The organism is Ruegeria sp. BHSB064 (genome assembly GCF_059613205.1).
The window spans coordinates 1-4,058 of the sequence record NZ_JBXWSB010000212.1 but is presented as its reverse complement, the minus strand read 5'-3'; the positions used below and the strand labels follow the sequence as shown (position 1 = coordinate 4,058).

General features: G+C 57.3%; 6 protein-coding genes and 1 pseudogene. 5 read left to right on the top strand and 2 right to left on the bottom strand.

Annotation, left to right across the window (positions count from 1 at the left end; genetic code table 11):
- The 3 genes and pseudogenes from AC2FNU_RS24200 to recR form a co-directional block, all read left to right on the top strand.
- Window positions 1-485: pseudogene (locus AC2FNU_RS24200) on the top strand (DNA polymerase III subunit gamma/tau); the annotation flags it as partial.
- A 227-nt stretch (window positions 486-712) separates the two neighbouring features.
- Window positions 713-1,066, top strand: coding sequence for a YbaB/EbfC family nucleoid-associated protein (locus AC2FNU_RS24195; protein ID WP_170347293.1), 354 nt, complete (start codon window positions 713-715; stop codon window positions 1,064-1,066).
- 61 nt (window positions 1,067-1,127) lie between these two features.
- Window positions 1,128-1,721, top strand: coding sequence for a recombination mediator RecR (gene recR / locus AC2FNU_RS24190; protein ID WP_496793922.1), 594 nt, complete (start codon window positions 1,128-1,130; stop codon window positions 1,719-1,721).
- 69 nt (window positions 1,722-1,790) lie between these two features.
- Here the strand turns inward: recR and AC2FNU_RS24185 are convergent, their stop codons facing one another.
- Window positions 1,791-2,288, bottom strand: a complete 498-nt coding sequence (locus AC2FNU_RS24185) for a lactoylglutathione lyase family protein (RefSeq protein WP_496793918.1) — start codon at window positions 2,286-2,288, stop codon at window positions 1,791-1,793.
- 206 nt (window positions 2,289-2,494) lie between these two features.
- Between AC2FNU_RS24185 and AC2FNU_RS24180 the strand changes: the two genes are divergently transcribed.
- Complete coding sequence (locus AC2FNU_RS24180) at window positions 2,495-2,983, top strand: hypothetical protein (protein WP_496793914.1); 489 nt, start codon at window positions 2,495-2,497, stop codon at window positions 2,981-2,983.
- On the opposite strand, the gene AC2FNU_RS24175 is transcribed toward AC2FNU_RS24180, so the two are convergent.
- Window positions 2,980-3,621, bottom strand: coding sequence for a ribonuclease T2 family protein (locus AC2FNU_RS24175; protein ID WP_496793910.1), 642 nt, complete (start codon window positions 3,619-3,621; stop codon window positions 2,980-2,982). The two genes, AC2FNU_RS24180 and AC2FNU_RS24175, sit on opposite strands and share 4 nt — an antisense overlap.
- A 130-nt stretch (window positions 3,622-3,751) precedes the next feature.
- Between AC2FNU_RS24175 and AC2FNU_RS24170 the strand changes: the two genes are divergently transcribed.
- Window positions 3,752-4,058: cell cycle transcriptional regulator TrcR (locus AC2FNU_RS24170; RefSeq protein ID WP_496793905.1), on the top strand; the 307-nt coding region annotated here is incomplete at its 3' end.

The following is a 4,058-nucleotide window of genomic DNA, read 5'->3' as shown; positions in this document are numbered from 1 at the left end:
CAAACGGCGCGCCGGTTGCCGCATTGGCACAGGATGTGCAGACGGCCCTCGCCCGGTACCCGACTTTTGATCACGTGGTCGAACTGATCCGTGCCAACCGTGACGTAAAACTGCTGGTCGAAGTGGAAAACGGCGTGCGGCTTGTGTCTTACCAACCCGGTCGGATTGAATTCACCCCCGCCCCGCAGGCTCCGACAGATCTTGCACCACGCCTGGGTTCGGCCCTGCAACGCTGGACCGGCAATAGGTGGGCTGTTTCGATTGTCTCGAACGGCGACGCCGCAACAATTGCAGAAATTCGGGACAAGGCAGAACTGGCTTTGAAAGCCGAAGCCGAACAACACCCACTGATTCAGGCTGTTCTGGCGCAATTTCCCAAAGCCAGGATCACAAAGATCGAGACGCCGGAACAGCGGGCTGCTCAGGTCGAAACAGAGGCGCTGCCCGAAGTCGAAGACGAATGGGACCCTTTCGAGGAAGATTAAGCGGGTGATGCACCCACAGAGGTTACGGTGATCACCCCGTTCCAACACCTGAGTCTCAGCAAAGAACGTGCGGCAAACCCGATCCTTGCCTTCACATAACGCACAGACTTCCGCTGCGCGACAACGAGAAACGTCTTTCCAAAGACCTCACCGTCAGACCCGAGAACCCTTGTGCCACGCGGCTGCGGCCCGTATTTAGAACCCAAGCAGAGATACAGGAGAACACTATGCTGAAAGGACTCGGCGGGCTTGGCGGTCTGGGCGACATGGCCAAGATGATGAAATCCGCGCAGGACCTGCAAACCAAGATGACCGAAATGCAGGAAGAGCTGAACAACATGATGGTTGTCGGTGAATCCGGGGCTGGCCTGGTCAAGGCAACCGCAACCGCCAAAGGCGAACTGAAAGGTTTGGATATTGACCCGTCGATCTTCAACGGTGACGACAAGGAAGTGGTCGAAGACCTGATCCTGGCGGCCATCAAAGATGCGCAGACCAAAGCCGCTGAACGTTCGCAGGAAGAAATGGCCAAACTGACCGAAAGCATGGGCTTGCCCGCAGACATCAAGCTGCCGTTCTGAGCTTCATCTTTTTCAAAATACTCCCGCCGGAGGCTCCCTCCGGCGCAAGACAAGGCAGGCCATGAGTTCGAACAGCGACATCGACAACCTGATCGACCTGATGGCCAAACTGCCCGGCCTCGGCCCGCGTTCGGCCCGTCGCGCCGTGCTGCACCTGATCCGAAAACGCGCTTTGCTGCTGACACCCTTGTCTGACGCCATGCAGCAAGTCGCCGTGACCGCCCGCGAATGCCTGAACTGCGGCAACGTGGGCACCACCGATATCTGTGACATCTGCAATTCCGAAGACCGCGCAACCGGAGAGCTCTGCGTGGTCGAAGACGTGGCCGACCTCTGGGCGATGGAGCGCGCGGGCGTCTTCAAAGGCCGATATCACGTTCTGGGCGGCACGCTGTCGGCGCTGGACGGTGTTGGCCCGGACGAATTGCGCATCCCCCGCCTCAAGGACCGAGTAGTGGCCGAAGGGGTTTCCGAGATCATCCTCGCGCTGAACGCCACCGTCGATGGCCAGACCACCGCGCATTACATCGCCGATCAGCTGGAGGGGCAGGTCCGACTGACCTCACTGGCGCAGGGCGTGCCGATTGGCGGAGAGCTGGATTATCTGGATGACGGCACAATTACTGCCGCGCTCAGGGCGCGAAAAGAAATATAGCGGGTCGTATTGGACCAGGGCGACAACTGCATTGTCGCCCCAACGCTTATCAAAACATGCTCTCAGGCTTCAGGTGTAGGCACCAGACGAGTAGGTCAGCTCATACGAGTGGCTATAGAGTTCGAATACGATGCCAAAGGGGTCTTCAACATAGACCATGCGGTAAGGCTTTTCTCCGGGATAATAGTGCCGGATCGGCATCCGCTGTTTTCCACCAGCCTGCACAATCTTTTCGACCAGACCTTCAACGTCAGGGTCCTGAATGCAAAAGTGAAACGTTCCATTTCTGCGGAAATCAATGTTGTTTTCGGGCGCGTAGTTCCCGTCAAACTCGAAGAGTTCAATTCCGATCCGGTCCGCTGTCGCGAGATGCGCGATACGCAGTTTCCTCCAGTCCGGGCCGAAAACATCCGTGCACATAACGCCAATGTCCGTGTCATCCTCGACCACGTCCGTGGGCGGCATAATGACATAAAACCCCAAGACCTCGGAATAGAACTTTACGGCTTCGTCCACGTTGGGAACAGACAACCCGATATGTGAAAAGGTCCTTGGAAACCGAGACATAGAATGCTCCTTAATCTGATGAGACGTAAAACTATTGGCCAGCGATCGGTTTTCAAGTTGCTTATCAGACCTTCATAGCGGGGTTCACCCTGGCGCATGGGTCAAGATCCGAAGTCAAAAAACTCGCTAAAAAGCAAAAGGGCCTTTGCCTTGCGTGCGCGCGTAGTAGAATGCCTCAGACTTGATCCCTTTGATTGGAATACGTTATGACCCGCCTTCTCGCCCTCACCTTCGCCACCTTCACTGCAACCGCCGCCCTGTCGCAGGACCTTGTGGACAAAGGCTTTGTCGAAGGCTGGAACATCATGATGGACCCCGCGCTTGGCAACGGCTGTCTGATCCAGACGGTGTATCAGGATCTCTCGGTGGTCCGGCTGGGTTACGACGCCTTGGACAATCGCGGTTATTTCGCAGTTTACAACAAGGCGTGGGGCGACATTAAACAGGGTGAGAGCTATCCAATCCGCTTTGAACTGGACGGCAAAAGCTATGATGCGACAGCGATCGGGTTCAACGAACGGGAAGTACCAGGCGCAACGGTGTTTTTCACCGACAGAAGCTTCGTCAACGCAATCGCTCAGAACAAGACAATGACTGTCTACAATCCGGCTGGTGAGGACGTCATGGCCATCGACCTCAAAGGAACCGCCAAAGCGCTGGACTACGCCCGCGATTGCCAGAACAAAAAGCTTTAACGAATCGGATCGAACAGAGCGTCCTTGGCGGTGCAGTCGCGGATCACGTCGCGGCCACAGGGTACGGGGTCAAGGTCGCGAGACAGGCACAGGCGGACCTCTTCGATATAGCCTTGCTTGCACGTGACGGTGATCATATCGCGCTCCAGTTCCGGATTGGCCTTCAGAAACGCTTCTTCGACCAGTTCGGCGGGCAACTTCACGGATGCGTCCAGCTTGCGAAAGACCTCCGGGCGCGCGACCGCATCATAGGCGCGCCGGGACAGCGCGAAATAGTCGGCTGCCGACAGCCCGGAACAGGTGCCGTGTTTCTTCCACTGGTGCCAGGCCAGGCCCGCACTGCCCTGAATATCTTCCATTTCGCGTGTCATGCGTCGGGTCGGCGGTGCTTCGGGCGTTCTGCAATAAGATGGCCAACCCTGATGGAACTGTGGCCAAAGGCCATGCAGAATCCAGCCATGATCATGCCGCGCATCGCACTGATCGGACCCGCGTGTGTAGCCTTCGCGGGCACACCAGTTGGGCGACCAGCTGAGCGACAGAACATAGTAATCGAACTCTCCGGCCTTTTCGCCTTCGGCCAGCGCAGCAACCGCGCTGAAGACCCACAATACCAGCCCCGAAATACCTTGGCGCATTCGCCTCTTCCCTTCTTGCCGTGCCGCGACTATATAGGCCCCAAGTTCCCCGACAACGGAAACCTGCCCCAAATCCCCGGGGCCGCCGAATTCCGGCGACGGGACAGATGTATGTATAGGAGACGGGCTGATGGCAAAACCGCTTATGGCCAAGGCAACCGCCGTATGGCTGGTGGACAACACCACGATCAGCTTCAAGCAGATCGCGGATTTCGTAGGAATGCACGAGTTGGAAGTGCAGGGCATCGCCGATGGTGATGTCGCTGCTGGCGTTAAGGGCTTTGACCCGATTGCCAACAACCAGCTGACCCAGGACGAGATCGACGCTGCGCAGAACAACCCGCTTCACAAGCTGAAGCTCAAGTTCAATCCTTCGGCCGCTGGCGAAGAAAAACGCCGTGGTCCGCGTTACACCCCGCTGTCCAAGCGTCAGGACC